We start from the raw sequence: 24,475 nt of genomic DNA, 5'->3' as shown, positions 1-24,475 counted from the left end.
AAGGCAAGATTTTCAGACCCTATCTCAGTGAGCGACGCCTCGATTCGGTGGTGAACAAGGCATCCGCTCCAGGGCATCGCTGAGCAGCAGCAGGCGGCTGGCCAGCAACCGTCGCTGCTGGTGCTCCGAGTTGTCGGATCCAGACTCTGTGCCGGCCGGCGTCTGCAACAGGTCCTCCACGGCATCGTTGAGGGCAAGGCGCAGTCGAGACCAGGCATCGTGGTGTGCACTGGTCTGCATGGCGATGGTCTGTCCCAGGGTTGTCAGGCGCTCGCTGCCCAGGCGCTGCAATCCCTGCACGGATTCACGCAGGGCCGGTGTGAGCACGGGTTGGTGCTGAAGCAGGGCGCTGAGGTCTCTGCAACAGCTCATCACGGTGCTGCAGTGCTGCAGCACCTCCTGGGCCCAGCGCACGCTGTCCTGCCTGCTGCGGGTCACGGATTGTTCGGCGATCAGCTGGGGGAGACTGCGGCGCAGCGCATTGCGGCGCTCGCGAAGGTCCAGGAACAACCGCTCCCTCTCAGGGATGTCGTTGAGGTGGCGAAGGGCATCGGCCAGATCCCCGGTCCAGCTGCAGCATTGCTCTCGCCAACGGCTCACCGACCGCTGGCTGTAGAGATGCCGCGAGATGTAGACGCCGATCAGAACGCCGAGGATGGTCATGGCGGTGCGCCAGAAGGCGTAGTACCACCAGTTGTCGGGATGGTGGAGCAAGCTGCCGGCCACCACGTGGCCGCCCACGATGAATCCACTGCTCAAGCCCGCCGCGAAGCCAAACAGGCGCACCAGGAGCAGGCCGCTGAACACCCTGGCCGGCAGGGGCAGGATCAGGGTGATCCCTGCGGTGATCACCACGGCCAACAAGCCCATCAACGATCCGATCACCCGCTCTCGGCCAGCGATCACTCCACCGCCGAGATCCGCTTCGAGAACCACGAGGATGGCGAGGGCTAAAAACAAGCCTTCGGGAAGGCCGAGCCTGTCCACAGCTGCCAGGGACAGCATCAGCAACAGTCCGTTGCGCAGCACCAGCGCCAGTTGCGGCGTTGTGGTCATGCAACCCCTCCAATCGAGGCGAGCTGGCGCAGTGCGTCTCGGCAGCCATCCGCATCAATCGAGGCCAGCTGCAGCGGGACCCGCTGCCGGGCCACGCCGTGGCGCACGGCCCGTTCCAGCCATTCCTGCCGCTGCTGGGATTCGGGGGTGCCGAGCATGGCGGCCTGATCACTCTTCAGCACGATGCTGCGCAGGCTGCAGTGGGATGCATAGGCACTGATCAACTCAGGAGCCCGCTCTGCCGGCTCCTGATTCAGGAGATCCTGCAGCTGGGCGATCAGAGCGGATTCACTGCGCTCAAGGCGTTGCAACAGGGGTGTAAACCAGAACAGCCGTTCAACCGCCATTCCGAGCATCAACCCAACCAGATGCCACCCGGTGCGGTACAGCACATAGAGGCCGCCCAAGTCCCGGTAATCGGGAATCGCCACCAGAAGCACCGCCATGAGCACCGCATTCATCAAGGTGGCTTGATCAAGCCCAAGACGCCGACCCAGCAGTTTCACCAGCACGTAGCCGATGCCGACGGCGAGCCAGTTGCTCAACGCTTGGATCAGCATCATCACCACGAGGCCGCCGAACAGGGTGCCCACAACCCTTGCCCGTGCTGCCTTCAACGAGGCCTCCGGGGTGGGCAGCAGGCTGCGGGCCACGCCGTACACCAGATAGAACGCATCGATTCGGGTGGCTTCAGGCCCTGCAAGCAAGAAGAGACCGGTGGCCAGGAAGCCCGCGAACCCCACCTGCAGGGCGTTGCGGATCTGCCGGGCGGATGGTGGGTGAATCGCCATCGCTCCGAACCGGTCAGCCCTGCATAAGATTCGGGTCCATGATGAGTGCTCCATGCCGAGCGTCGAGATCTACACCTGGCGCACCTGTCCGTTTTGTGTGCGCGCCAAGCAGCTGCTGGATCGCAAGGGTGTCACCTACACCGAGTACTCCGTGGATGGTGATGAGCCGGCCCGCGATGCCATGGCAGCACGGGGTAATGGTCGCCGCAGTGTGCCCCAGATCTTCATTGCGGATCAGCACATCGGCGGTTGCGATGAACTCCATGCTCTTGAACGGGCCGGGAAACTCGATGCCCTGCTCTCCTGAGCCGAGGATTCAGCGATCTGGTTATGCGCCATCTGTTCGTGCTCGATCCGCTGGAGCGGATCAACCCCGCCAAGGATTCCACAGCGGCGCTGATGCAGGCGGCGTTTCGCGCCTCCCTGGAGGTTTGGGCCTGCACGCCTGCCGATCTCATTGCTCTCGGTGATGAGCCTCTGGCGATGGCAGCCCCGGTCCAGCCCGATCCCTGGGTGAGGGCCGGCGAGCCCGAGCGGTTGCCTCTCAACACCTTCAAGGTGATCTGGATGCGGAAGGATCCGCCCGTGGATGAGGCTTACCTCTATGCCACCCACTTGTTGGATGTGGCTGAACGGGCGGGGGTGTGCGTGCTGAACAGGCCATCCTCTCTGCGCAGCTGGAATGAAAAGCTCGGTGCCTTGCGGTTCAGCCGCTGGATGGCCCCCACCCTGGTCTCAGGTCGGGTTGGAGAACTGCAGGCCTTTGCCGAGGATCAGGGTGACATCGTGCTCAAGCCTCTGGGCGGCAGGGCTGGTCTTGGGGTCATTCGCGTGTCAGCGCAAGCGCCGGGGCTGGGTGCCCTGCTGGAACTGGTCACGGAGCAGGAACGGCTTCCTGTGATGGCTCAGCGTTTTCTTGCCTCGGTGTCCGAAGGCGACAAGCGCATTCTTCTGGTGGATGGTGAGCCGTTGGGAGCGATCAATCGTCGTCCCGCTGCCGGGGAGTTCCGCAGCAACCTGGCTGTGGGGGGGCAAGCGGAGGCCACCGAACTCAGCGAACGGGAACGGCAGATTTGCAGTGCGCTGGCGCCTGCTTTGCGCGCTGAGGGGTTGTTCTTTGTTGGCATCGATGTGATCGGCGGGATGCTGAGTGAAATCAATGTCACCAGCCCTACCGGGATTCGGGAGGTGGAACGGCTGATGCAGCAGCCCCTCGCTGATCAGGTGATCGAGCGGCTGCAGCAACTCGGCTGAACGTCCACAATCCACGCAACGGTGGATGGACTCTGGTGAACAAGCGATGTCTGTTCGGCACCGTTCTTTTGATGGGAGCGATCGGAACCTTCTCCTCCCCACTGCGTCCGGTGTTGGCCGGATCTCCCCCGCCTCTCATTCCCCGGGAGGTGTTGTTCGGGAATCCTGAGATCGCCGGCGTCTCGCTCAGCCCTGACGGCCAGCGCATCGCTTACCTGGCGCCCTCCGGTGGTGTGCTGAATCTCTGGGTCCGAGATCTCGATGGCGACGCTCCGGCCCGGGTTCTCACCCAGCAACGGGATCGACCACAACGCGCTGCCAGTTGGACGGCGGATGGTCGCTACCTGATCTCATCCCGCGACGCTGAGGGCGATGAGAACACCGTGCTGGTTCGTATCGATCCCAAAACCGGCGAAGCCACCGACCTCACGCCTGCCAAAGGCGTAAAAGCAATCCTGGTGGCTGGTGATCAGGACGCTCCCTCCGAGCTTGTGGTCGGTCTCAATGACCGCGACCCCCGGTTTCACGATCTTTATGTGATCGATGTGAACAACGGCCAGCGCCGTTTGCTCTATCGCTCCACCGACGACGGACGCAATGTGTCGGTGGATTGGATCGACGGCGTCTGGCAGCCGGTGTTGCGCTCCCAGGTGCTTCCAGACGGTGGCAGTGCCTGGGAATTGCGGCCGCCGGGTGAGGCCGACTGGAGGCCCTTTCTCAAGTTCAATTTCGAGGACACGATCAGTGGGTCGGGACCGAGTGCGTTCACCCGGAACGGTCAGTGGCTCTACGGGATCTTGAGCACGAATGAGGAGATTCCCCGTCTCGTGCGCTGGAGTCGGGATCACCTCAAGACCTGTGGGGACACCTGCACGCCAGAGCTGGTGTATCGCGCTTCAGCGGGTGCCCTTGGTGGTGCCTTGAGTGATCCAGACAGCGGTCGGCCCGTTGCCCTGAATGAGGTGGATCTGCGCCGCCGTCTCGTGGTGCTGGATCCATCCATTCAGCCGGATATCGATCAGCTGAAGCGGCTGGCAGGGACCAATGACTTCGGTGTGGTGGATCAGGACCTGAACGATCGCCGCTGGCTGGTGGTGGTCGGCTCCGATGATCGGGGTCCGCAATACCTGCTCTGGGATCGCGACCTCCAACAGAGTCGGCGCTTGTTTTCCGTGCAGCCGCGGTTGGATGATTACACGCTTCGCCCGATGGAGAGTCTGAACCTCCAGGCTCGCGACGGCCGGCGTTTACCCAGCTATCTCACCCGCACGGCCTTGGGTCCCGATCAAGGCCCGCGCCCTCTGGTGTTGCTCGTGCATGGAGGTCCCCAGGCCAGGGATTACTGGGGACTGAATCCCACCCATCAATTGCTGGCCAATCGTGGTTACCACGTGCTCAGCGTGAACTACAGAGGATCAACCGGTTTCGGCAAGGCCCATCTCCTCGCGGGTGAGGGCGAGTGGTATGGCCGCATGCAAGACGATCTGGTTGATGCCGTCCGCTGGGCCATTGCAGAAGGCATCGCCGACCCTGATCGCATCGCCATCATGGGTGCCTCCTATGGCGGTTATGCGTCATTGGCGGGACTGACGCGGGATCCCGAGCTCTTCGCGGCTGCGATTGCGGAGGTGGGACCTTCCAATGTGCGCACCCTTCTTGAATCGATCCCTCCCTACTGGGAGTCGGCCCGCGTCATCTTCGAACGGATGATCGGGGTGGGATCCGTTGATCTCGATGCCATTTCACCGATTCGTCATGTGGATCGGATTCAGCGCCCACTCCTGCTTGTGCATGGCGCCAACGACCCCAGGGTGAAGCTCAGCGAAAGCGAAACCATCGCTGAGGCGATGGTCGCTCGGCAGTTGCCTGTTGATTTCGTGGTGTTCCCTGATGAAGGCCATGGTCTGTCGAATCCGCGCAATGCTCTGGCGCTAACCGCTCTGGTGGAAGCTTTCCTCAGCGAGCATCTCGGCGGACGGGCGCAGCCGTTCGGAACGGTGCTCGATCAGTCATCCATGCAGTGGCGGCAACGGGCGCTCCCGCGCTCCGGATCCTGACTGCAGGTCCAACTGATCGGCCAGCACGGTCAGTTTGAGCGCAACTTCCTGCAGCTCTCGCTCCGCCACCGAACCCCTCACCAGTCCGGCTCCAGCGGTGAGGTCGAGTTGAGAGCCGTGGGCATGGCCGCAGCGGATGGCAACCCGCAGTTCGGCATCACCGGCACTGTCGATCCAGCCGATGGGAGCGGCATACCCTCCGCGCTCGAAGGGTTCAAGGCTGCGCAGCCAGCCCATGGCCTGACGTCTGGGCAGACCGGCCACCGCCGGTGTGGGGTGCAGGGCGCCTGCCAGGGCTAGCGGTAACTGCCCTTCCCCAGCCGCTGTGATCGGTGTGTGGAGATGCGTCAAGCGTCCGTGCCGGGCGAGTTGGGGGCGCCTTGGTCTGCGGGGGGTCAGCCCGAGGCTCTTGAGGTGATCGGTGATCGCCTGCACCACCAGCTCATGCTCTCTGCGGTCTTTTTCGGAATTCAGCAGCGACTCCCCTGTTTCGAGCCGACCGGCGGTGCCGGCTAGAGCATCGCTGCGCAACTGTCCGTTACGCAGGCTGAGCAACCGCTCCGGAGAGGCTCCAAAGAAGGAGTCTTGCGCGTCCCGCTGCCAGAGAAAGCGGCAGCTGCCGGCTTGCTGGTGACGCAAGCGATCCAGCAGCGGCAGGGGATTGAGGGGTGCGCTGAGCTGGATGGACTGCTGCACGGCCAGCACGAGCTTGTGCAGTTCACCGTGGGTCACCAGTTCCAACCCGCGTTCCAGGGCCGACGCATAGCGCGATTCCCAGTCGCCAGGGCGGAGACTGCCGTGCACCGTGTCGGGCCATGGCTCTGGCTGCGGAGGCTGGGCCTGCAATTGCTCGGCCCTGAGCCAAAGCGTTTCGGTCAGCAGCCGAACGTCCTCGGCTTCGTGGGCGACCCCGTGGATCCGCAGCCAGCCCTGGCGCCCCTGCCGACTCAGTTGCCAGCGGGGCAGCACGGCCTGCACGGAGGGAATGCCTCCCTGAGGTTGTTGTTCGCTGGGCTGTTCGAAAAAGGAGAAGGCCAGCAGGATGCGGGATCGGGCTTGGGCCGGTGCATCCGGCGATCCTTCCAAGACCCTGCCCAAGGTGGCATCACAGAACCGCTGGGCCAGCTCGAATCGCTTCGGACCGGCAAGATCCAGATGGTGGCAGCGACCGGATGCGGCCAGGCTCAGACCCGGTGCGCCGTCCCAGAGAAAGCGGAAGGGGTCGCAGGACTCCAGACCTGGCAGGTGCCGCAGGGGGTCGAGGCCGCCGATGGGGACGGCCAGACTCATCACACAGTCCTCACCCTGGCGCTGCTCCCAGGCCTGGAGGGCCTGCTGGAGCCGATCGCCGAAGCGCATCGCCATCGAGCTTGGGAAGGACGCGGCCGACATCCGGGCGGCAGTGTGGAAAGGGTGCTGCTCAAATGTATGAGTCTTGATGAGGACTCCAGGGGTCCAGTCCATGCCAGATCGCCAGGCTGTTGCAACCCTTCACTCCCCGGACGCTGAACGGCAGCGTCTTTGGAAGGCGGCCATCAAGTGGCCGATGTACTCCGTGGCCGTGATGCCGATGCTGCTGGCCCTGGGCTGGAGGATCGGCGCCGGTCTTCCGGTGCGTTGGGGACAGGCCATCGGTTTTCTTGTGGCAGCCGTGTTGTTGCTGCTCTGGGAAAACCTCAGCAACGATCTGTTCGATGCGGACACCGGGGTGGATGTTGAGGGCAAACCCCATTCCGTGGTGGCGCTGCTGGGACAACGACGCCCTGTCCGACGGCTGGCGCATGGCGCCCTGGTGGCCGGGTTGCTGCTGATGGCGGCGATCGCCTTGCGCAGCAGCATCTGGGTGCTGGCCCTGGTGTTGCTGTGCTGCCTTCTGGGTTACCTCTATCAAGGGCCTCCCTTTCGTTTGGGATATCTCGGCCTGGGCGAGCCCCTGTGCTGGATGGCCTTTGGTCCACTGGCCACGGCAGCAGCGCTGATGGTGCTCACGCCGGCGCGGGCTGACGCCGTGACGGTCGGCGTTCCCTGGGCCTCAGCCCTGGCGCTCGGTTCGGGTCCTGCGCTTGCCACCACCCTGGTGCTGTTCTGCTCCCACTTCCATCAGGTGGAGACGGATGCGCGTCATGGCAAGCGCTCGCCCGTGGTGCGGATGGGAACGGCCCGCGCTGCGGCGCTCGTGCCCTGGTTCATCGCGGGCACCCTCGCTCTGGAATGGGTGCCGATTCTGGATGGATACTGGCCTCTCACTGCTTTGCTCGGAGGCCTGGGGCTGCCTGCCGCGTCAGCGCTCATCCGTTTGCTGCGCGACCACCACCGGCATCCCGAGAGGATCTCTGGCAGCAAATTCTTGGCCCTGCGCTTCCAGGCGCTCAATGGGTTGGGGCTCAGTCTCGGCCTGGCGATCGGACCCCGGTTCGAGGCCGTGGTTCAGCAGCTGACCTGAGGGCATGACCCTGCAGCTGGTATTCCGTCCCTATGCCTTCGCTCTCACGCGGCCGCTGGTGACCTCCCGCGGGAGCTGGCAGAAGCGCCGAGGCTGGTTACTCAAGATCGTCGCCCCTGGTTCCGATTCGGCGGGATGGGGGGAGGTCTCTCCGCTCGAGCCTGGCGAGCAACGCTGCTGTGAGCGTGTGCTCAGCGCTTGGAGCCTGCAGCTGTGCCGCTCCCGCGGGGAGTTGGAGGCGCTGCTGCCGACCCTTCCCGCCGCCCTGGCCTTTGCGATCGGAGCTGCCCTGGCCGAGCTCGACGGTGTGGTGGGCGATGCCCATGGTCCGTGTTGGTGCCCTCCGCCGCAATCGGCCCAACTGCTCCCGGCGGGTCATGCCATGCCCGCAGCGCTTGAGGCCCTGCTCGCGCAGCGCGGAGAGGCTTCGGGCGACTCGTGCGGGGTGGCGCCGCTCACGTTGAAGTGGAAAGTGGCTGCTGCTGAGCCGGCTTTGGAGTGGCAGCTTTTGGGCCTGCTCCTTGAGCGTCTCCCCAACGAGGCTCGCCTGCGTCTGGATGCCAATGGCGGCTGGGACCGGGACACTGCCGACCGCTGGGCCGATGCCGTCGAGGGCGATCCGCGTCTGGACTGGCTGGAGCAACCGCTGGCGGCCCATGATCTGGAGGGGTTGTTGCGGTTAGGGGAGAGGGTCCCCGTGGCGTTGGATGAATCTCTGGCCCAGAACCCTGAGCTTCGTGAGCAGTGGCCGGGTTGGCAGGTTCGGCGTCCGCTGTTGGAGGGTGATCCGAGACCCTTGCTTCAGGATCTGCAGCGAGGACGTCCGAAGCTGATGCTGAGTACGGCGTTTGAAACCGGCATCGGTGCGCGCTGGCTGGCTCTGCTGGCCCAGGTGCAACAGCAGGGCCCCACACCGGTTGCCCCCGGCTTGGCACCGGGGTGGACCCCTTCAGGACCGTTGTTCGCCTCTGATCCTGAGCAGGTCTGGGCCCAGGCGGCGGAGGCAATGCCATGACCTCTGCTGTCGCCGTGCTGTGCGATCCCCTGAACCCGGAGGACACCGCCACCCGCCTGCAGGAGGTTCTCGGTCAGGGACAGTGGGTGCGGCTGCTCGGCCGTGAGTCCTCGGCGGATCCGGCTTTACTGCATCCAAAGGCTGTTGGGTGGCCAGAAGGCCCTGGGCTGGTGTTGTCCACGGGAGGCAGCACCGGCGGGCGCTCCCTCTGCCTGCATCCCGTTGGCAATCTCGAGCGCTCGGCTCAGGCCACTGCCCAGTGGCTTCGCTGCATCAGCATCGACCCCACCACGGCCTTGGTCTGGAATCCGCTCCCGTTTCATCATGTGAGTGGCTTCATGCCCTGGTGGCGGGCACGCCAGTGGAACGCTGCCCATCGCTGGCTGGCCTCCGAGCTGATGAAACATCCGGCTCGACTGCTGGAGTGGAGTGTGCAGCACCCTGGCTGGCGGCAGCGGCCGATGCTGCTGTCGCTTGTTCCCACCCAGCTGCGCCGTTTGCTGGCCCACCCCGACGGTTGTTGTTGGCTGCAGGCCATGGATGTGATTTGGGTTGGCGGGGCAGGCTTGCCCGAGGATCTGGCTGCCGCTTCGCGCGCGATCGGTTTGAAGCTGGCTCCCTGTTACGGCGCAACCGAAACCGCTGCGATGGTCACGGCCCAACAGCCCCGGGATTTTCTCAAGGGCGGCGATGGTTGTGGTCAGCCCCTTGAGGGCGTTGAGCTCAAGGTGAATGGAGATGGAGCCCTGGCTGTGCGTTGTGATCGCTTGGCCCTGGCCAGGGTGGACTCTGCCGGCAGCGTGCATCCGCTCTCCGATCCTGCGGGCTGGTGGTGGAGCGGTGATCGGGCCCGGCTTTCAGAGACTGCTGCTCAGCCACACCTGCATGTTCTGGGGCGCCGGGATGGCGCGATCCTCTCTGGAGGGGTCACGGTGTATCCATCCCAGCTTGAGGAGCGGTTGATGGCTGCGGCTCGGCATGGAGGCCTGCCGCTCGATGCTGTTTTGATGCTCGGGGAACCGCAGCTGGAGTGGGGCGAGCAGCTGGTTGCCCTGTTTCGTTGGTCGATCAGCGGCGGGTGCGAGCCTCCGCTGGAGTCTCTGATCGCTTTGGTGTGCGACTGGCCTGCCGCGGAACGTCCGAGGCGTTGGCTGCATTGTCCGGATCTGGAGCCCACTGCGGCCGGCAAGTGGGAGCGTCAGCGTTGGCGCCAATGGCTGGCGTTGCAGCACTAGCAAGCTGTTGTTCTGAAGAGCCCTCAGAGCTCGCTGATCCGGCCGATCAGAGAGGCTTCCAGCCAACGTTCGATGGCATCCGGCAAGGCAGAGCGTCGTCGTGTTTCCGTGCTGATGGCCACGTGCCGGATCCAGCCATGGGCGACATCCTGTTGCTCCAGCAGAAAGCGGTGGTGCACCTCAAAGCTGCTGGGATCCAGGCGTTGTGGGGTGAGATGCAGGCTCAGTTGATCGCCGCCATGCACCGGCCTAAGAAAGTCGGCACGGCAGTGCACCACCGGTAAGGCAATCGCCGGCCATTGCTCCTGGCCGCGGCAGCCTGGAAAGACAGCTTGGGCTTCTAGGCCATAACGCTCAAGGCTCTCCTCCCAGGCCTCATGGCACCAGCGCAACAGCTGATGGAAATGCATCACACCAGCAGCATCGGTGTCGCCAAAGCGCACCTTTTTTGTCAATTTGAGCCAGCTGGAGGAATCAGCGATCAACGGATCCCATGATCACGTCGATCGATCCCAGGATCGCCATGATGTCGGCCACCTTGTGTCCCTTGAGGATGTGGGGAAGGATCTGAAGATTGTTGCTGTCAGCGGCCCGGATTTTGAAACGCCAGGGAGTGACGTCGTTGTTTCCCTGAATGAAAATTCCGATCTCCCCTTTGCCTGATTCCAGGCGGGTGTAGAGCTCACCGTTCGGAATCTTGAAGGTGGGGGCGACTTTCTTGGCCACGTATTGGTAATCGAAGCCTGCGAATTCGCTGTCTTTGCCCTCGGCCATGCGCCGGGCTTCCACGTTTTCCGTGGGTCCACCGGGGATCATGTCGCAGGCTTGACGCAGGATCTTCAGGGACTGGCGCATCTCCTCAATGCGCACCCGATAACGCGCGAAGCAGTCGCCTTCCTTCTCCCAGGCCACATCCCAATCGAAGTCGTCGTAGCACTCGTAGTGATCCACCTTGCGCAGATCCCAGGGCACACCTGAGGCACGCAGCATCGGCCCAGACAAGCTCCAGTTGATGGCTTCCTCTTTCCCGATCACGCCCAGGCCTTCGATGCGACGGCGGAAGATCGGGTTGTTGGTGATCAGCTTTTCGTATTCATCGATCTTGGGGCCGAACCAGTCGCAGAAATCACGGCATTTCTCCAGCCAGCCCCAGGGAAGATCGGCGGCGACTCCGCCGATGCGGAAATAGTTGTTGTTGATCAGCCGCTGGCCGGTGGCGGCTTCCCAGAGGTCGTAGATCATCTCCCTTTCCCGGAAGATGTAGAAGAACGGGGTCTGAGCGCCCACATCAGCGAGGAAAGGACCAAGCCAGAGCAGGTGATTGGCGATCCGGTTCAGTTCGAGCATCAGCACCCGGATGTAGCTGGCGCGCTTGGGTACGGGGATGTCCGCCAGTTTCTCCGGGGCGTTGACCACAACGGCCTCGTAAAACATGCCTGCCGCGTAGTCCATGCGGCTCACGTAGGGCACGAACATCACGTTCGTGCGGTTCTCGGCAATCTTCTCCATGCCGCGGTGGAGGTAACCGATCACCGGTTCGCAATCCACCACGTCCTCGCCGTCGAGGGTCACCACCAGCCGCAATACCCCGTGCATGGAGGGGTGATGGGGGCCGAAGTTGACCACCATCGGCTCCGTGCGCGTTTCCAGCTGCGTCATGGGGCCGGTACAAAACATTCGTGCTGGGATCTTAGGAAGGACCCATGCCCGATCAGCTCCCTGCGACCGATTCGACGTTTCGGCATGTGCCGGTCCTGGCCGATGTCCTGCTGAACGCACTGGACGAGGAGCCCAGTGTTCACTGGCAGTCTGGCCTGGTTGTGGATGCCACGCTCGGCGGTGGCGGGCACAGCAGTCTGTTGCTGGACCGTTATCCCGACTTGCGCTTGATCGGGCTTGACCAAGACCCCACAGCGAGAGCGGCGGCCGCGACGCGTCTGAGCCCCTGGAAGGAACGGGTCAGCATCGTGGCCACGAATTTCGCCGATTACAGCCCTCCTCAGTCGGCATCATTGGTGCTGGCGGATCTCGGCGTCAGCAGTCCCCAGCTTGATGTCGCAGCGCGGGGGTTCAGCTTTCGCCTCGATGGTCCCCTCGACATGCGCATGAATCCGGAGAGCGATGGGGAGACGGCAGGGGAGTTGATCGAACGGATGGAGGAGTCCGATCTGGCTGATCTGATTTATGCCTATGGCGAGGAGCGCCTGTCCCGCCGGATTGCTCGCCGGATCAAGGCGGATCTGGCCGCGCAGGGGCCCTACGCAGGCACCGCCTCCTTCGCATACGCGGTCGCCGGCTGCTATCCACCCAAAGCCCGGCGCGGGCGGATCCATCCAGCGACGCGCACCTTTCAGGCTCTGCGCATCGCCGTGAATGACGAACTGGGGGTGCTGGACCAGCTGCTGAGCTCTGCTCCCGGCTGGCTCCAGCCTGGGGGGTTGTTGGCGATCATCAGTTTTCACTCACTGGAAGACCGGCGTGTGAAAACGGCATTTCTCCAGGATGAGCGGCTGGACAGGATCACCCGGCGCCCGTTGGTGGCTTCTGCTGAAGAGCAGGAGCGCAATCCACGCAGCCGCAGCGCCAAGCTGCGCATCGCTAGGAAGCGTTCAGAGTCTTGATGACAGGCCCATCCCTTCCTGCTGCTTATGTTGGCTCGATGGCGTCTACGTTCTGCGGGCGGAGAGCGGCAGCCTGGGAGCTGTTACCGCCTATCCGTGGCTGGTTTGATCACGCCGGCAGCAGTAATGCCCAGGTGCGGGTTTTCCATCGAACCGTTCGCAGCCTGGAACCATCCATTGATCGAAAGTTCGGTGGCTGGTTTGCTGGTGAGCCTGGTAGCCCAGGAGCTGCTGGTTCTTCTCGAAATTGCTGCGCTTAATTTCCGCTGAGAAGACCGGTCTGATCTTCTTTGCCAAACAATTGACGGTAAGCTGCAGTCGAAATGCAAGTCAATACGGGAAAGACGACAAATAATCCGCCGTATTGAAAGAGTCCTGCGATTGCATACAAGACGGCTTCTACAATGAAGAACCAGGCAACCATCCACCAGGAAGGATCAATCACTTTGCGACCCCGAGCTATTGCCTCAAAGGGCGTTTTCTTTTCAAAGAGTGCAATAAAGGGTAGAAATTTTTGATTTATAATTAAGTAAACATAAATAATAACAAAAACTGCTGCAGGGGCTACTGCTAACCCCCTGTTAATCTGGGCTAGTCCAAGGCCTGCGACTAAAGTGATAATGGCTATTATCAGAATTACAGCTATTAATGAGATGCCTTTGATGAATAAGCGGCGTGTCGCGTTGCCATCCCAGCGCGTAAAAGTTCGAAAGGTTGGTTTTTGTCCTTCAAGGCTGATCCAAGCTCCGCGTATAATCCCTATTGCTCCCCACAGCATAGTAATTACATAACCAATGAGGCCAATTATTAGGCCAAGGGTTGCTCCTGCTGGGTGAATCTCGGAAAGCCCTTCAAATGACGCTAAGCGTAGGCCGTTAATGGTTGCCAAAAATGCAAAGCATAAGGCGATCACTACTACAAGAGCCTGATAAAGAAGGAAGGTCCACGGAGCCTTCGCAAATGCATTCCAGCCATCTTCAACAGCCTTCAGAACGTGGAGGCGACCGTTTTCAGGTGCTGCTGTCATGGACTGACTAATTAATTGTCCGAAAGGTAACCGTTTTGACGGACTTTTCCAGGTTTATGAAGGGCGGAAAATGTTTCGCCCAGTCTTTCACTCTCCTTGAAGCTGGGTGATGCATGCCGAGATCGCGTCCACAGCGCGATGGATGTCGGCAACGGTTGTGGTTCGCCCCAGGCTTAGGCGTAAGGACGCTTCCGCTTCCCGTCGGCTGAGGCCGATGGCCTGAAGAGCATGGGATGGCTGACCCCGACTGCAAGCGGAACCGCTGCTGCAAGCCAGTGAGCGCTTCAAGCAGCGATGCAGGCGCACACCCGAAACATCCGGGACGGTGATATTCAGGTTGTGCGCCAGCCGCGGCTCAGGGGCACCATTCATCCTCAACTGGGGATGACGGGACTTCAGCCCCTGCCAAAGCTGGTCCCTGAGAGTGGCGAGCTGGTCTTGTCTGGTCTCCAGGTCGGCGTGTGCGAGGTCTGCCGCCGCAGCGAAGCCAACGATCAAGGGCACGGGCAAGGTCCCCGGCCGCAGCTCCTGTTCCTGGCCTCCTCCCCAGAACAGCGGCTGGATGGAAACGTTGCGGCGTTTCACCAGCGCGCCGATTCCTTTGGGGCCATTCAGTTTGTGGGCGCTGAGGCTGATGAGATCGCAGCCCAGCTCGTCCCGATTCAGGCGGAGGTGACCGAACGCCTGGGCGGCATCCGTGTGCAAGGTGATGCCCCTGCTCTGGCAGAGCTCCGCCAGTTCGCGCATTGGCTGAACCACGCCGATCTCGTTGTTGGCCACCATCACGCTCACCAGCTGTGTGTCGTCCCGAAGCACGCCCTTCAGGGCGTTCGCATCGATCAGGCCTGTGTCCTTCGGGTGCAGCACGGTTAGCGCGAAGCCTTCCCGCTGCAGCTGGTGCATGGGATCCAGCACCGCATGGTGTTCCGTGGCCAGGGTGACCACGTGACCGCAGCGCCCTTCAGCCTGGGCGCGGGCACGGGCATGGCCCAGAAGGGCGAGGTTGTTGGCTTCCGTGGCCCCGCTGGTGAAGATCAGGTCGTTGGCTTCAACCCCCAGGTGGGAGGCCAGCCTGCTCCGTGCTGAAGCCACGGCTGCCGCTGCGGTGAGTCCCAGTCGGTGTTGCCGGCTTGAGGCGTTGCCCCAGTCCTGCTCCCACCAAGGCTCCATCGCCTTCACAACCAGGGGATGGCACGGGGTTGTGGCTTGATGGTCAAGCTGGATGAGGTCGCCTGGGATCAGATCGGCGCTGGTTGTTGGCAGCATGGTGTGACGTTGTGATCGATGCGATGCGTGCCTTGTGCTTGATCTCCAGTCTGGGCCTGATGGCAGCGTCTGCTGTGCAACCCGTGATGGCCGAAGGGTTCAGCCGCGAACAGATCCTCGAGCAGATGAAATCCATGCGTCCCCCGGATCTGGTTGTTCTTGAAACGCGGAATGTGGGCGGTGAGTACACCCTGGGCATTTTTGCGATCAAGCGCGATCCGGCCAACCCGGCGCTGCGCAAATTCAAGTTGTGGCAGGAGTATCCCGACAATCTCTTGATCCCCAGTGAGTCGGTGGATTGCAGTGCCGAAGAGCCAGTGCGGGTCACCCGCGATCAAGAAGCGATTTACATCCGCAAACTCAACCCGGGTGGCCCGGTGCGTGCCACAGCGAGGGAAGACCATCTGGTGTGGTGGGCCGCCTGCCATCCCGAACTGGCGGGTCAGGATCCTGGTTCGTTGACGGATAAAGCCAGAGAACTCGGTTATTCCACCCTGCTAATCGAATCCCAGGAAGTGTTGCGGTTGCCTGGGGGCTGACCCACCTAGATTCCGCCCAGACTTGATCAGGCCATGACTGCCTCAGTGCCCGAGCAGCCACCCGTTCGTCTGTTGCTGGTGGACGACGAACCGGGGCTGCGTTCCGCCGTTCAGGCCTACCTCGAGGACGAAGGTTTCGAGGTGACCACGGCTGTAGACGGTGAAGAGGGTTTCGGCAAAGCCCAGCAGTTGCTGCCGGATGTGGTGATCACTGATGTGATGATGCCGCGCCTGGATGGTTACGGGCTGCTTACGCGCTTGCGGGCTGATGAACGGCTGGGAGGCACACCGGTGATTTTCCTGACGGCCAAGGGAATGACCGCTGACCGCACCCAGGGGTATCTCGCGGGTGTTGATGATTACATTCCCAAGCCCTTTGACCCCGATGAATTGGTCGCCCGGGTTCGCAACGTGGCCCAGCGCCAGCAGCGCCTGCTTCAAGAAGCAGCTCGCTTTGCAGACGCGGACATGGGGCAGATCGCGAAGCAGATCACTGAAATCCGTTCATTGCTGGCCCAGGCAGAGGCTCTCCCCGCGCAGGAGCCCGTTCAGCACACCTTCACTCCCCGCGAAAGCAGTGTGCTCCAGTTGGTTGCCGAGGGGTTGATGAACAAGGAAATCGCAAGGCAGCTGGAAACGTCGATCCGCAACGTGGAGAAATACGTGAGTCGCCTCTTCATCAAGACCGGAACCTCCAGTCGCACCGAGCTGGTGCGCTACGCCCTGCAGCATCGCTTGGTGGAGTGAAGGGCTGGCGGCCCGCTGCGTTGAATCAGGGCTGGACGTATTCGGATCGAATCGAAAGGTCCGAGTCGGGCCAGATGTTGACTGCCGTGATGGCCAGCCGGTACGGCCATTCGTCGAGGGATGTTTGGCAGAGCCGCATCCGTACCGGCGAATTGCTTCTGAATGGAACGTGTCTTCAGAACGATGTGCCTGTGGGCTCAAAGGATGTCGTGCAATGGCGGCGACCTCCATGGCTTGAGCCTGCGATTCCGGATCGGTGGTCCGTCGTTTACGACGATGGTGATGTGTTGGTGATCAACAAGCCGTCGGGTCTACCGGTGATGCCGGGCGGCGGATTTCTCCAGCACACCCTCTCGGCCTTGTTGATGGAGACCAGTCGCTTGGCTGGCTCCAGCCAGGCTCCCAAGCCGGTGCATCGTTTGGGGCGCTTTACGTCAGGGCTTCAGGTGTGTGCGCGCCGACCGCAAACACGGGCCAGGCTTTCACGGCAGTTCCGGCCAGAGGGCGGTTGCCGGAAGACCTATCTGGCCTGGGCGCAGCCTATGGCGGGATTGCGAGCGGATCAGCCGTTGGTGGTGACCACCGATGTGGTCGAGCGTTCCCATCCCCTTCTCGGATGGGTCTGGGGGCCTGATCCTTCTGATGGAGAGCCTCTGCGCAGGCGTTTGCAGGCCCGCAGTGAGCTTCGCCTTCTCAGGCGCTGCAGCCAAGGCGATCTTGTGGAGGTGGCCATCAGCACCGGTCGCCCGCATCAGATCCGCATCCACCTGGCGCAATTGGGGTCACCCTTGCTCGGCGATCCGCTGTACCTGCCGCAGCAGCGCATCAACACTGCTGCAGTGCCTGGGGATGGCGGCTATCGGTTGCATGCCCACACGCTGGTGTTTGAGAACGGCCTGCATCTCAGCTGTGAGGCCGGGTCTCGGTTTACCCCGGGTTAACCGCTGCTTGCCAAGATTGAATTGCTTTTAGGTTGTTGGTTGTGCAACGTTCGCTGACTGTTGTTGCTTTGAGTTCACTCCTGCTGGTGGCAGGGTGTGCCACGGGTGAAAAGAGGGTCTCGAAGCCTGAAACCAGGACTTTGAGGGTGGCCTTTTGTGGTGTTGAAAAGGGAACCTTCATTGATGCAAATGACGATCGCAAGCTCAGTGTGGGAGATACTGTGTCTTACAAGCTCGTGGTTGCTTCTTCACCTGGTGATCAAGGTTGTGAAAAGGTTGACGGGTCTTTCTATGGCCTTGAGCAGATTGTTGAGCAGCGCAAGGTCGATGGAGAAGAGACGTTTTTGACCAAAGCTCAAGGCACTTTCATTTTCGAAAATGGCAATCTTCAAGTTCGATCCTTGGGGCATCTCCGAGCAAATGAGAAGCAAATGCAGTCGATGAATCGATCAGGGGCTATGAAACTTGTGATCAGTGATATTTTTCCGATGAAGCATCAAGCAACTGTTGTGGGGGAGGGTGGTGTCTACAACGGTTACGTCGGAACGGCAATGTTCGTCCCCGGTACCCCCCCTGTCGCGGAGTTCAAGCTCTTTAATCGCTTTGGCTCCTGATCAGTCTTTCTTGCGAAATTCGATCAGCCTTGAGAAATAAAACGGGGCCTTGTTCAGACTCCGTCGAACGGGTTCAAAGCCGCAGGCCATTGCAGCCTTAACGATGCCTTCCTCCTTCAAGGTGTAAGCGCGGGTGGTTTTGCTGGGGCCTGGAAACAACTGGCCGATGCTCTTCAGGATCGCCAGCAGTGGGGTGTAGGGAGCGAAGCTCACGATCAGCCGTTGCTCGCTGAGGCTGCAGAGGTGTTTCACCATCTCTTCAGCGGCTGCCTGGGGGTAATGGATGAAGACATCCAGGCAGCACACCGTGTGGAAGGAGCCGCTCAGGCTCTCCAGGTCACTGGCGAAGAAGTTGAGCTTGCTCATGTCGAGGCCGGCCTCCCCTGCACGGCGTTCCGCTTCCTTGGCCATCGCTTCGGAGATGTCGCTGGCACTGATCGAGCCCGCACCCATCGCTGCCAGAGGCAGGCTGAGACTGCCAACACCGCAACCGGCGTCACAGAAACTCACCTCGCTGAGTTCGCCGCTGTCCTTGATCCAGGCCAGCACTTCATCCACGGTTTTCTGATGGCCGATGCGGATGTTGCGCTGCACCTTGTTCACATCGTCGGATTCGCTGTAGATGCGATTCCAGCGATCGAAGCCTGTGGTTTCGAAATACCCCTTCACCTCCTGCTTCTCGGCCAGCTTGTCCTTCAGCTGCTGTTCAGGGGTCATCGGCTTGGTGGTGCGTCGGCGGGATCTTAAACAGCCTCACGCCAGGCCAGGGATGCACCCTCCTCGCTGAGGTTCCAGCGCAACAGATGGTCGATGGGTTGCCCCACCAGTCCTTCAACGCTGTGATCCATGCCGATCACCCGTCTCGGTGCCATTGTTGCGGCCCAGATCGCCCCATCCGCATCGCCGCTCCAGCGGGCGAGCCGGCAACAACCTTCGAGCAGGGGCAGGGTCACGCCCGCGAGGGTTCCGTCCTCCAGCCGGCAGGTTCCGTCTTGCACGTGCAGGACGCGTTCGTCCCAACGGTGTTCACCATCGGCCAACCCATACGGTGCCAGCGCATCACTCACCAGCACGGTCTGATCGCCGGCCATGCGTTGCAGCAACACCGCCATGGTGGGGTGCACGTGAACGCCATCGGCAATCAGTCCAAGAGCGATGCCGCCGCGACGGCAGGCCTCCCCCACGGGGCCAGGAGCGCGGTGATGGAGGCCCGGCATGGCGTTAAACGCGTGGGTGAGCATGCTCACCCCTTGATCAAAGGCTGTCGCGGCTTGCTCAGCGGTGGCTGTGCTGTGGCCCAGGGCCACGGTGATTCCGAGGGCGTTCAGATGGGTGATCAGGTGCTCTGCGCCAGGTTGTTCCGGGGCGAGCGTGACCAGGCCGATCTCTGTTTCAAATCCTGCGATCCGCTGGTTCAGTTCAGCAAGGCTCGGTGGCGCAATGTGCGCGATCGGGTGAGCGCCTCGGCGTTCTGTCGCCAAAAACGGACCTTCCAGGTGCGCCCCCAGTAAGCGGCAGCGGTCCTCGTGGTGCATGCTTCTGGCCTGGCGCAGCACGGAGAGTGCGCGGCGCAGGGGAGCGACGCCACAGGTGACCAGGGTCGGGGCGATGGCCTCAACACCATCACGCCACAACTGCTCGAGAAGCTGCAGCAGTCGAGGGAGATCGTCGTCGCAGAGTTCAGGGAAGGCGAGACCGAGCCCCCCGTTGATCTGCAGGTCAATTCCCCGTGGACTGAGCCAGTCTCCGTTCCAGCTTTCTCCTGCCATCGCAGCCATCGCAGGCATGGGGCCGATCTCGGTGATCACACCTTGATCACTCAAGATCAGCCAGTGCAGACCCTGGCTTGGTGTTGTTCCAGCGCATTGAGGCAGTCGCACGTGGGTGATCCGGCGCATGCGGGCGGTCTTGTGCGGGACGATGGAAGTCTCGCCCTCTCTGCGCGTTTTGCCTGTTGCCATGACGCCTTCCGATCCAGTCCAGTCATCGATCACACCGCGGGTGGCCGTGATCATGGGCAGTGATTCCGACCTGCCAACCCTTCACCCAGCCGTTGAGGTTCTGGAGGGGCTCCAGGTTGCCGTGGAGGTGCGTGTGTTGTCGGCCCATCGCACACCTTTGGAGATGGTGAACTTTGCCCGTGAGGCCCACAACCGCGGGTTGCAAGTGATCGTGGCCGGTGCTGGCGGCGCGGCTCACTTGCCGGGGATGGTGGCGTCTCTGACGACCCTGCCGGTGATCGGCGTGCCGGTGCGCAGCACCATGCTCTCCGGTGTGGACTCCCTGCATTCGATTGTGCAGATGCCGGGTGGTATTCCCGTGGCGACGGTCGCCATCGGGGGCGGACTGAATGCAGGACTGCTGGCGGCGCAGATTCTGGCGCTCCAAGACCACGCCTTGATGGAGCGTCTCGGGGCTTATCGACGTCAGCTGCACGATGCCGTGATCGCGAAGGATCAACGGCTGGTCGAGCTCGGATCGGCGGCCTATCTGGACACCACGGCCACAATGAGAGCAAAAGACAACGCCCCATGAATGGTCCTGCCTGGATGCGCTGGAGCCTGGCGTTGCCTCTGCTCACCCTCAATCTTTTTGTGCTTCGCCAGCTCACAGTTCCGCTGGCTCCGTTTCCAGGACTGTTTCTCACGGCGGCACTGATCGCGTTTCTGCTCGATATTCCTTGCGTCTGGCTTACAAGCCGTGGCCTTCCCCGGTGGTTGGCGATCGTGATGGTGACTCTGTTCACCATCAGCCTGCTCGTGTTCGCGGGCGTCACCCTGGTGCCTCTGCTGATCGACCAACTCGGGCAGCTCATCAATGCCCTGCCGAGTTTGCTCAATCAGGCTGAGGGCTGGATCACAGGCTTGCAATCCTTGGCTGAAGCAAGGGGATTGCCAAGCGAATTCGGGGACTTGAGCAGTGACCTGGTCACCCGAGCCGGTCGGGTGGCCAGCCAGATCAGCCAGAGGTTGCTCGGCATCCTCGGGGCAACCCTGGGAACCACCATCAACACAGTGATTGTGTTGGTCTTGGCGGTGTTCTTTCTTCTGGGTGGCCGCTCGATTGCAGCGGGCCTGGCCCGTTGGCTTCCCACGGCTTGGCGTGAGCTCGTGATCAGCACGCTTTCACGCACATTCCGGGGCTACTTCGCCGGCCAGGTTCTGCTGGCTTTGATCCTGGCCATGGGTCAGATCGTGGTCTTCACGGTGCTCAAGATTCCCTACGGCGTTTTGTTTGCCGTTTTGATCGGTTTCACCACCTTGATCCCCTATGCGAGCGCCCTCACGATCATCGCGGTGAGTGGACTTCTGGCTTTTCAGGACCCCAAGACAGGTTTGGAGATCCTGGTGGCGGCGATCCTGGTCGGTCAGCTGGTGGATCAGGTGATCCAACCGCGCTTGATGGGCAGCATCGTTGGACTGCAGCCGGCCTGGCTGCTGATCGCCCTTCCTCTCGGCGCCAAAGCGGGAGAGCTGTATGGCTTTGGTGAGTTGCTGGGTTTGCTTCTGGCCGTTCCGGTGGCCAGTTGTTTCAAAACGCTGGTGGATGCCTGGGCAGAGCATCAAGGCATCCCTGCCAGCAGTGAGTTGATCAAGCCTGAGCGGGGATGATCCCCCGACTCTCGAGTGCGCTCACAACCTCGTTGACACAGGTTTCAAGCTCTCCAGCGCCTGTGTCGACAGAGAGTTCCGGATGCTCCGGAGCCTCATAGGGGCTGGAAATTCCTGTGAATTCCTTGATGTCGCCCGCTCTGGCCTTGGCGTAAAGGCCCTTGGTGTCGCGTTCTTCGCAAACGCTCAGGTCTGCTGAGCAGAAGATTTCGAGAAAGTCACCCTCACCCACCAGGGCACGGGCTTTATCGCGATCAGCGCGGAACGGGGACACAAAAGCTGTGAGAACGATCACGCCAGAGTCCAGAAAGAGCTTGGCAACTTCACCGATGCGACGGATGTTCTCCTCCCTGTCTGCGTCCGAGAAGCCAAGGTCGCGGCAGAGACCATGGCGGATGTTGTCGCCATCCAGCACATAGGTGGCCAGGCCGCGTTCAAACAGAGCCTGGTTCACGGCATTGGCCAGGGTGCTCTTGCCTGCTCCACTCAGGCCTGTGAACCAGAGAATGGCGCTGCGATGGCCACGCTGCTCAGCCCTGGCATCGCGGTCCACCGAGGCCTGATGCCACACGATGTTGGTGGCCTTCGGAGACGCTGAGCTCATGGGAGACGTGAGGTGAACAATCGAGGGCGCATTGTCGCTCAACCGCCGGCCCGCTTCGGTCGGTACCCCTCCTTCGTCAAGAGCTCCAAGGCCAGATCCACCTGGTCACCCTGCAGTTCGATGCAATCACCTTTCAGCGTGCCGCCACTGCCGATCCTGGTTTTCAGCTTTTTCAGCAGGGTTTTGAATCCGGCAGGGTCGAGATCCAGTCCGCGGATCACGGTGACGGTTTTGCCACCCTTCCCTCCTCGGGTGGGTTGGACCCGAACCCTTTGTTCTGCCTTGGGTGTCGGGTCTGACGACGGGGCCACCGGTCGCTGCAGACTGTCGGTGCTGCTGAATTCCTGCCAGCCTCCCTTCGGCATCGTTCCCCTTGAACCCCCCACCATCCTGCCGTCTCTGCGATGAACGCTTCAGCATCCACACCGCAATGGGCTGATTCGAGCCAGGGTCTCGGTCGCTGGATTGAGCGGTTGATCAGCATCGGCTGGCTGCGTCGACCCCTGTTCTTTCAGGCTCGGCAGCTGATCATCCGCACGGCTGAACGCAATGGCATCCCCTGGAGGGCGCGCCGCAAGACGCTGTGGGATCAAGCGAGTTCCCGGCAGTCGGAGCTGACGACCCCTGGTTTGGTCCCGCCCGATTACTACCGCGCTCGCTTCCATGCCTATGAGCAGGGCAATCTCTGCTGGCAGGCCGCCGCGGAGGCTGAGCAAGCCACCGATGCCATGGCATTACGCATCTGGCCTGAGGAGACCCTCACCCCTCTGATCGCCCAGACCCGTCTGCGCGATGCCATTCATCAGGTGGTGGAGCCCCTGCTGACCACCCCGGTGCAGCAGGCACTGGATCTGGGGTGTTCCGTGGGCGTCAGCACCCAGCATCTCAGCCGCTGGCTGCGCTTGCGTGCCGAGAGGCGACAGGAGTCACCTCTGCGCATTCACGGTTTGGATCTTTCCCCCGAGATGCTCGCTGTCGCCAGCGTGCGCGATCACGAGGGATTGGTGGATGGTTGGGTGCATGCCGCAGCGGAAAACACAGGGCTGGCAGCGGCGTCGTACGACCTGATCAGCCTTCAGTTTGTGTGCCATGAGCTGCCTCAGAGCGCCACCCATGCCGTGCTCGCGGAGGCGTTCCGGTTGCTTCGGCCTGGGGGAGCCTTGCTGATGGTGGATCAAGATCCGGCGTCGTCGGTGCTGCAGCGTTTGCCTGCCGCCGTGGCCACGTTGCTGAAGAGCACGGAGCCCTACATCGAGCAGTACTTCCGCCTCGATATGGCTGAAGCGCTGCATTCCGCTGGTTTCAGGGATCTGCGGATCCAGTCCTGTGATCCACGGCATCGCGTGATCGCCTGCTTACGCTGAGTCAACGCTCAAGGGTCGCGCGTGCGGTCCATTGCTTCGTGACCAGCACCTTGCCCTCGCAACCCTCTGCCTCCGATCTCGCCGTCAGTTCGCGTCCAGCGGCTGCTGGCCGTTTTGGTCGTTACGGCGGTCAGTACGTCCCAGAAACACTGATGCCGGCATTGGCCGAGCTGGAGCAAGCGGCTGCTCAGGCCTGGAAAGATCCTGCGTTCACCGCGGAACTCAATCGGCTGCTGAAGAGCTACGTCGGCCGGGCTACACCGCTTTACGAAGCGGAACGGCTCACGGAGCACTACCGCCGTGCCGACGGTGGTCCCCGCATCTGGCTGAAGCGGGAAGACTTGAATCACACCGGTGCCCACAAGATCAATAACGCTCTTGGGCAGGCCCTTCTGGCTCTGCGGATGGGTAAGAAGCGGGTGATCGCCGAAACCGGTGCTGGCCAGCATGGTGTGGCCACCGCCACCGTTTGTGCCCGCTTCGGCCTGGAGTGTGTGGTGTACATGGGCGCTGAAGACATGCGCCGACAGGCTTTGAACGTGTTCCGGATGCGCCTCCTCGGTGCCACCGTTCACCCGGTGACGGCGGGGACCGCCACCCTCAAAGACGCCACCAGTGAGGCGATCCGTGACTGGGTCACCAATGTGGAGACCACGCACTACATCCTTGGATCTGTGGCGGGTCCCCATCCTTATCCCATGCTGGTGCGTGACTTTCACGCGGTGATCGGTCAGGAAACCCGGCAGCAGTGCCGGGAGGCGTTTGGGCGTCTGCCCGACGTGTTGATGGCCTGCGTCGGTGGGGGATCGAATGCGATGGGCCTGTTCCACCCCTTTGTTGAGTGCACCGATGTGCGTCTGATTGGTGTGGAAGCCGCTGGTGACGGCGTCGCAACCGGACGCCATGCCGCCACCATCACCGAAGGACGGGTGGGCGTGCTGCACGGAGCGATGAGTCTCCTCCTGCAAGACCAGGACGGTCAGGTGCAGGAAGCGCATTCCATCAGTGCCGGTCTGGACTATCCAGGTGTCGGCCCTGAGCACAGCTACCTGCGTGAGATCGGGCGAGCTGAATATGGTGCTGTCACCGATGCCGAGGCGCTGGAAGCCCTGCAGCTGGTGAGTCGGCTGGAAGGGATTATTCCTGCTCTGGAAACGGCCCATGCCTTCGCCTGGCTGGAAACGCTTTGCCCCACACTCTCCGCAGGAACGGAAGTGGTTCTCAATTGTTCAGGTCGAGGCGACAAGGATGTCAACACCGTGGCAGAACGTCTCGGAGATGCCCTCTGAT

27 protein-coding genes are annotated in these 24,475 nt (G+C 62.0%); 16 read left to right on the top strand and 11 right to left on the bottom strand.

Going from position 1 to position 24,475, the window contains the following annotated elements; genetic code table 11:
* Positions 1-24 precede the first annotated feature (24 nt).
* Positions 25-1,056, bottom strand: a complete 1,032-nt coding sequence (locus tag KQ296_RS02180; protein ID WP_011934211.1) for an aromatic acid exporter family protein — start codon at positions 1,054-1,056, stop codon at positions 25-27.
* Entirely contained in the window at positions 1,053-1,847 is a 795-nt protein-coding gene (locus KQ296_RS02175) for a hypothetical protein (protein WP_011934210.1), read from the bottom strand. The genes KQ296_RS02180 and KQ296_RS02175 overlap by 4 nt, the downstream gene beginning before the upstream one ends.
* Positions 1,848-1,899: 52 nt before the next feature.
* Here KQ296_RS02175 and grxC point away from each other — a divergent pair, with 52 nt between their 5' ends.
* The 3 genes from grxC to KQ296_RS02160 are packed head-to-tail and all read left to right on the top strand — an operon-like array spanning position 1,900 to position 5,158.
* Complete coding sequence (gene grxC / locus KQ296_RS02170; protein WP_011934209.1) at positions 1,900-2,154, top strand: glutaredoxin 3; 255 nt, start codon at positions 1,900-1,902, stop codon at positions 2,152-2,154.
* A 23-nt stretch (positions 2,155-2,177) separates the two neighbouring features.
* Positions 2,178-3,101 carry a glutathione synthase gene (gene gshB / locus KQ296_RS02165; RefSeq protein ID WP_011934208.1) on the top strand — a complete coding sequence of 308 codons (924 nt, stop codon included), beginning with the start codon at positions 2,178-2,180 and terminating at the stop codon, positions 3,099-3,101.
* A gap of 35 nt (positions 3,102-3,136) precedes the next feature.
* Positions 3,137-5,158, top strand: coding sequence for a S9 family peptidase (locus KQ296_RS02160; RefSeq protein ID WP_011934207.1), 2,022 nt, complete (start codon positions 3,137-3,139; stop codon positions 5,156-5,158).
* On the opposite strand, the gene KQ296_RS02155 is transcribed toward KQ296_RS02160, so the two are convergent.
* Positions 5,111-6,550 (bottom strand): isochorismate synthase MenF, encoded by a 1,440-nt coding sequence (locus tag KQ296_RS02155; protein WP_011934206.1) that lies wholly within the window; start codon positions 6,548-6,550, stop codon positions 5,111-5,113. The two genes, KQ296_RS02160 and KQ296_RS02155, sit on opposite strands and share 48 nt — an antisense overlap.
* A gap of 70 nt (positions 6,551-6,620) precedes the next feature.
* On the opposite strand from KQ296_RS02155, the gene menA reads away from it, so the two are divergent.
* From menA to KQ296_RS02140, 3 genes are read left to right on the top strand one after another with little or no spacing between them, the layout of a single operon-like run.
* Positions 6,621-7,601, top strand: a complete 981-nt coding sequence (gene menA, locus KQ296_RS02150; RefSeq protein WP_011934205.1) for a 2-carboxy-1,4-naphthoquinone phytyltransferase — start codon at positions 6,621-6,623, stop codon at positions 7,599-7,601.
* A 4-nt stretch (positions 7,602-7,605) separates the two neighbouring features.
* A complete protein-coding gene (gene menC / locus KQ296_RS02145) occupies positions 7,606-8,616 on the top strand; it encodes an o-succinylbenzoate synthase (RefSeq protein WP_011934204.1) in 1,011 nt (336 codons plus the stop codon).
* Positions 8,613-9,851, top strand: coding sequence for an AMP-binding protein (locus KQ296_RS02140; protein WP_011934203.1), 1,239 nt, complete (start codon positions 8,613-8,615; stop codon positions 9,849-9,851). The genes menC and KQ296_RS02140 overlap by 4 nt, the downstream gene beginning before the upstream one ends.
* A 23-nt stretch (positions 9,852-9,874) precedes the next feature.
* Here KQ296_RS02140 and KQ296_RS02135 read toward each other — a convergent pair whose 3' ends face one another.
* Complete coding sequence (locus KQ296_RS02135; protein ID WP_011934202.1) at positions 9,875-10,336, bottom strand: thioesterase family protein; 462 nt, start codon at positions 10,334-10,336, stop codon at positions 9,875-9,877.
* On the bottom strand, positions 10,326-11,510 hold the full coding sequence (locus KQ296_RS02130) for an NAD(P)H-quinone oxidoreductase subunit H (protein ID WP_011934201.1): 1,185 nt from the start codon (positions 11,508-11,510) through the stop codon (positions 10,326-10,328). Before KQ296_RS02130 ends, KQ296_RS02135 begins: the two co-directional genes overlap by 11 nt.
* A 44-nt stretch (positions 11,511-11,554) precedes the next feature.
* Between KQ296_RS02130 and rsmH the strand changes: the two genes are divergently transcribed.
* On the top strand, positions 11,555-12,472 hold the full coding sequence (gene rsmH, locus KQ296_RS02125) for a 16S rRNA (cytosine(1402)-N(4))-methyltransferase RsmH (RefSeq protein ID WP_011934200.1): 918 nt from the start codon (positions 11,555-11,557) through the stop codon (positions 12,470-12,472).
* Positions 12,473-12,568: 96 nt separating this feature from the next.
* Positions 12,569-12,742: a hypothetical protein gene (locus tag KQ296_RS02120; RefSeq protein ID WP_259726318.1), complete on the top strand. Its 174-nt coding sequence runs from the start codon at positions 12,569-12,571 to the stop codon at positions 12,740-12,742.
* Here the strand turns inward: KQ296_RS02120 and KQ296_RS02115 are convergent.
* Positions 12,729-13,499 carry a hypothetical protein gene (locus KQ296_RS02115; protein ID WP_011934199.1) on the bottom strand — a complete coding sequence of 257 codons (771 nt, stop codon included), beginning with the start codon at positions 13,497-13,499 and terminating at the stop codon, positions 12,729-12,731. The genes KQ296_RS02120 and KQ296_RS02115 overlap by 14 nt on opposite strands.
* Before the next feature lie 87 nt (positions 13,500-13,586).
* Complete coding sequence (locus KQ296_RS02110) at positions 13,587-14,765, bottom strand: cysteine desulfurase family protein (RefSeq protein ID WP_011934198.1); 1,179 nt, start codon at positions 14,763-14,765, stop codon at positions 13,587-13,589.
* 23 nt (positions 14,766-14,788) lie between these two features.
* On the opposite strand from KQ296_RS02110, the gene KQ296_RS02105 reads away from it, so the two are divergent.
* From KQ296_RS02105 to KQ296_RS02090, 4 genes are read left to right on the top strand one after another with little or no spacing between them, the layout of a single operon-like run.
* A complete protein-coding gene (locus tag KQ296_RS02105; RefSeq protein ID WP_011934197.1) occupies positions 14,789-15,304 on the top strand; it encodes a hypothetical protein in 516 nt (171 codons plus the stop codon).
* A gap of 33 nt (positions 15,305-15,337) precedes the next feature.
* Positions 15,338-16,051, top strand: a complete 714-nt coding sequence (locus KQ296_RS02100; protein ID WP_011934196.1) for a response regulator transcription factor — start codon at positions 15,338-15,340, stop codon at positions 16,049-16,051.
* Entirely contained in the window at positions 16,048-16,992 is a 945-nt protein-coding gene (locus KQ296_RS02095) for a pseudouridine synthase (RefSeq protein WP_011934195.1), read from the top strand. The genes KQ296_RS02100 and KQ296_RS02095 overlap by 4 nt, the downstream gene beginning before the upstream one ends.
* A gap of 41 nt (positions 16,993-17,033) precedes the next feature.
* The gene (locus KQ296_RS02090) at positions 17,034-17,606 is read left to right on the top strand and encodes a hypothetical protein (RefSeq protein ID WP_011934194.1); all 573 of its coding nucleotides are present in this window, start codon (positions 17,034-17,036) and stop codon (positions 17,604-17,606) included.
* On the opposite strand, the gene bchM is transcribed toward KQ296_RS02090, so the two are convergent.
* Together bchM and KQ296_RS02080 are read right to left on the bottom strand one after the other, a co-directional pair.
* Positions 17,607-18,323 (bottom strand): magnesium protoporphyrin IX methyltransferase, encoded by a 717-nt coding sequence (bchM, locus tag KQ296_RS02085; RefSeq protein ID WP_011934193.1) that lies wholly within the window; start codon positions 18,321-18,323, stop codon positions 17,607-17,609.
* Between the two features lie 26 nt (positions 18,324-18,349).
* Positions 18,350-19,504 carry an N-acetylglucosamine-6-phosphate deacetylase gene (locus KQ296_RS02080; protein WP_011934192.1) on the bottom strand — a complete coding sequence of 385 codons (1,155 nt, stop codon included), beginning with the start codon at positions 19,502-19,504 and terminating at the stop codon, positions 18,350-18,352.
* 115 nt (positions 19,505-19,619) lie between these two features.
* On the opposite strand from KQ296_RS02080, the gene purE reads away from it, so the two are divergent.
* Positions 19,620-20,141 (top strand): 5-(carboxyamino)imidazole ribonucleotide mutase, encoded by a 522-nt coding sequence (gene purE / locus KQ296_RS02075; protein WP_011934191.1) that lies wholly within the window; start codon positions 19,620-19,622, stop codon positions 20,139-20,141.
* Positions 20,138-21,217, top strand: a complete 1,080-nt coding sequence (locus tag KQ296_RS02070) for an AI-2E family transporter (RefSeq protein WP_011934190.1) — start codon at positions 20,138-20,140, stop codon at positions 21,215-21,217. The genes purE and KQ296_RS02070 overlap by 4 nt, the downstream gene beginning before the upstream one ends.
* Here KQ296_RS02070 and cysC read toward each other — a convergent pair.
* The gene (gene cysC, locus KQ296_RS02065) at positions 21,198-21,821 is read right to left on the bottom strand and encodes an adenylyl-sulfate kinase (RefSeq protein ID WP_011934189.1); all 624 of its coding nucleotides are present in this window, start codon (positions 21,819-21,821) and stop codon (positions 21,198-21,200) included. The two genes, KQ296_RS02070 and cysC, sit on opposite strands and share 20 nt — an antisense overlap.
* A 38-nt stretch (positions 21,822-21,859) precedes the next feature.
* On the bottom strand, positions 21,860-22,186 hold the full coding sequence (locus tag KQ296_RS02060; RefSeq protein WP_011934188.1) for a translation initiation factor: 327 nt from the start codon (positions 22,184-22,186) through the stop codon (positions 21,860-21,862).
* A 39-nt stretch (positions 22,187-22,225) separates the two neighbouring features.
* Between KQ296_RS02060 and KQ296_RS02055 the strand changes: the two genes are divergently transcribed.
* Complete coding sequence (locus tag KQ296_RS02055) at positions 22,226-23,185, top strand: class I SAM-dependent methyltransferase (RefSeq protein ID WP_011934187.1); 960 nt, start codon at positions 22,226-22,228, stop codon at positions 23,183-23,185.
* A gap of 38 nt (positions 23,186-23,223) precedes the next feature.
* Complete coding sequence (trpB, locus tag KQ296_RS02050) at positions 23,224-24,474, top strand: tryptophan synthase subunit beta (protein WP_011934186.1); 1,251 nt, start codon at positions 23,224-23,226, stop codon at positions 24,472-24,474.
* The last annotated feature ends 1 nt before the right edge of the window (position 24,475 follow it).

It is taken from the genome of Synechococcus sp. CS-197 (assembly GCF_025128215.1).
Classification (GTDB): Bacteria; Cyanobacteriota; Cyanobacteriia; order PCC-6307; family Cyanobiaceae; genus Synechococcus_C.
The sequence above is the reverse complement of the archived record's forward strand: the minus strand, read 5'-3'. Positions and strand labels throughout refer to the sequence as shown.

Bases quoted from the DNA above. Each gene is read 5' to 3' on its own strand.
- KQ296_RS02080 (WP_011934192.1), bottom strand. From the start codon at position 19,504: ATGCGCCGGATCACCCACGTGCGACTGCCTCAATGCGCTGGAACAACA.
- KQ296_RS02060 (WP_011934188.1), bottom strand. From the start codon at position 22,186: ATGCCGAAGGGAGGCTGGCAGGAATTCAGCAGCACCGACAGTCTGCAG.
- grxC (WP_011934209.1), top strand. From the start codon at position 1,900: ATGCCGAGCGTCGAGATCTACACCTGGCGCACCTGTCCGTTTTGTGTG.
- KQ296_RS02105 (WP_011934197.1), top strand. From the start codon at position 14,789: ATGCGTGCCTTGTGCTTGATCTCCAGTCTGGGCCTGATGGCAGCGTCT.
- rsmH (WP_011934200.1), top strand. From the start codon at position 11,555: ATGCCCGATCAGCTCCCTGCGACCGATTCGACGTTTCGGCATGTGCCG.
- KQ296_RS02175 (WP_011934210.1), bottom strand. From the start codon at position 1,847: ATGGCGATTCACCCACCATCCGCCCGGCAGATCCGCAACGCCCTGCAG.
- KQ296_RS02070 (WP_011934190.1), top strand. From the start codon at position 20,138: ATGAATGGTCCTGCCTGGATGCGCTGGAGCCTGGCGTTGCCTCTGCTC.
- menC (WP_011934204.1), top strand. From the start codon at position 7,606: ATGACCCTGCAGCTGGTATTCCGTCCCTATGCCTTCGCTCTCACGCGG.
- KQ296_RS02055 (WP_011934187.1), top strand. From the start codon at position 22,226: ATGAACGCTTCAGCATCCACACCGCAATGGGCTGATTCGAGCCAGGGT.
- KQ296_RS02130 (WP_011934201.1), bottom strand. From the start codon at position 11,510: ATGACGCAGCTGGAAACGCGCACGGAGCCGATGGTGGTCAACTTCGGC.
- KQ296_RS02180 (WP_011934211.1), bottom strand. From the start codon at position 1,056: ATGACCACAACGCCGCAACTGGCGCTGGTGCTGCGCAACGGACTGTTG.
- KQ296_RS02115 (WP_011934199.1), bottom strand. From the start codon at position 13,499: ATGACAGCAGCACCTGAAAACGGTCGCCTCCACGTTCTGAAGGCTGTT.
- cysC (WP_011934189.1), bottom strand. From the start codon at position 21,821: ATGAGCTCAGCGTCTCCGAAGGCCACCAACATCGTGTGGCATCAGGCC.
- KQ296_RS02155 (WP_011934206.1), bottom strand. From the start codon at position 6,550: ATGTCGGCCGCGTCCTTCCCAAGCTCGATGGCGATGCGCTTCGGCGAT.
- KQ296_RS02110 (WP_011934198.1), bottom strand. From the start codon at position 14,765: ATGCTGCCAACAACCAGCGCCGATCTGATCCCAGGCGACCTCATCCAG.
- menA (WP_011934205.1), top strand. From the start codon at position 6,621: ATGCCAGATCGCCAGGCTGTTGCAACCCTTCACTCCCCGGACGCTGAA.
- bchM (WP_011934193.1), bottom strand. From the start codon at position 18,323: ATGACCCCTGAACAGCAGCTGAAGGACAAGCTGGCCGAGAAGCAGGAG.
- KQ296_RS02100 (WP_011934196.1), top strand. From the start codon at position 15,338: ATGACTGCCTCAGTGCCCGAGCAGCCACCCGTTCGTCTGTTGCTGGTG.
- KQ296_RS02140 (WP_011934203.1), top strand. From the start codon at position 8,613: ATGACCTCTGCTGTCGCCGTGCTGTGCGATCCCCTGAACCCGGAGGAC.
- gshB (WP_011934208.1), top strand. From the start codon at position 2,178: ATGCGCCATCTGTTCGTGCTCGATCCGCTGGAGCGGATCAACCCCGCC.
- purE (WP_011934191.1), top strand. From the start codon at position 19,620: ATGGGCAGTGATTCCGACCTGCCAACCCTTCACCCAGCCGTTGAGGTT.